Below are 1,258 nucleotides of genomic sequence, written 5' to 3'. Positions count from 1 at the left end.
GTTCGTTGTTTCCACTAATTCCGTTTGTGTGGTACTTAGTTCACTCATCTTGATTTCCTCCTATTTGAGCGCAATTCACCCGTGGCGTGAATCACGCTGGTGTTTAAAAGTTGGTTGGTTGTTACAATCCTGTTTCTAGAGACTGTGTGATATTGACCACCTCCCCGTCTGAAAAGACGAGGAAATGAAATCATATTTTAAACTAAGCAGCTTTTACGACAGATCTTTCTAAGACCTGTTTCGCTTCTTTAATGAGAGCTTTATATTTTCTGTTTTCTTCATCTACTCTGAAGGCATCAAGAAGACGCACATGAATTGGACCTAAAAGATATAAAACTTTTTCACCAGCGTTCATTCCCTCCCAATAGCTTGGCAAATCAAAGCGTGTATCACGATCATAATCAACAGATTGGTTTCTTAGTTTTTTCTCACACTCAATAAAGTAACGACGTGCCTGTCGTCCTTTCTTATTACGTTCAACCATGGAAAGCTCTTTCGCCATATCTAAGGTGAGATGATATTCTACTGCTATAGCATTGTTCGCTTCCATTTTTTTGTGGAAGCGAATAAAATCTTGCCTTTCAAGAAAAGAATAAGCAATGATGCGTTTTTTTATCCAAGTAGAGAAATCTTGTTTGCTTTCCAAAAATGCATGCAACTCACGTGCATTTACTGCTTGAACAGTTTCTTGATCAATTGTTTGTTCTGTAATTTTTATAAGAGTGTTCATAATGAACTCCTATGCAGTTAGATGTTTTTCATTGACATCCAATAAAGGATGCCGGGTGCTGAAAAACACGGTGCATAGTCCGTCGTTACGCTTTCCCCATAAAGAGTATTGTATAGCGTAACTACACCCGACAAAGTCATTATATGCGTGTAACATACAACGAGTCAAAGCCTTTAATGTGCGGAAAATAAACTGTTTCGGCAATTCATCCGCTATGCATCTAAGGTGTTTTTCAAGCACCTGATTCGACAATAGACATACTGATATTATTTTGTCAATTAAAAAGTTTGAAAATTGACGCAAATAAATCATATCGATTTTATCAGTAAATTCGTATTTCTTTTCCATGATTGTTTCTCTTAATGCATGCTTTGTCTTTTAAGCTCTTGAGACAGCAGCCCCATACCTTTTGTGGTGATTTTTGCGCAAGGAATGACCTTTTCTATTCCATTTGCGGTTTGAAGTGTGATAGTTGGACAATCCATAAGTTTCTTTTGGATTTTGTCTTGATACGGTAGCAAATTTCCA

1 protein-coding gene and 1 pseudogene are annotated in these 1,258 nt (G+C 37.1%); both read right to left on the bottom strand.

The features are described from left to right. Positions 1–202 precede the first annotated feature (202 nt). Positions 203–730 carry an antA/AntB antirepressor family protein gene (locus ACFIJL_RS09440; protein ID WP_375624445.1) on the bottom strand — a complete coding sequence of 176 codons (528 nt, stop codon included), beginning with the start codon at positions 728–730 and terminating at the stop codon, positions 203–205. A 359-nt stretch (positions 731–1,089) separates the two neighbouring features. Further along, positions 1,090–1,258, bottom strand: a pseudogene (locus tag ACFIJL_RS09435) (phage regulatory protein/antirepressor Ant); the annotation flags it as partial.

Source organism: Bartonella sp. TT119HLJHH, from assembly GCF_042193385.1.
Taxonomy (GTDB): Bacteria; Pseudomonadota; Alphaproteobacteria; order Rhizobiales; family Rhizobiaceae; genus Bartonella.
This window is presented reverse-complemented; position numbering and strand designations above follow the sequence as displayed.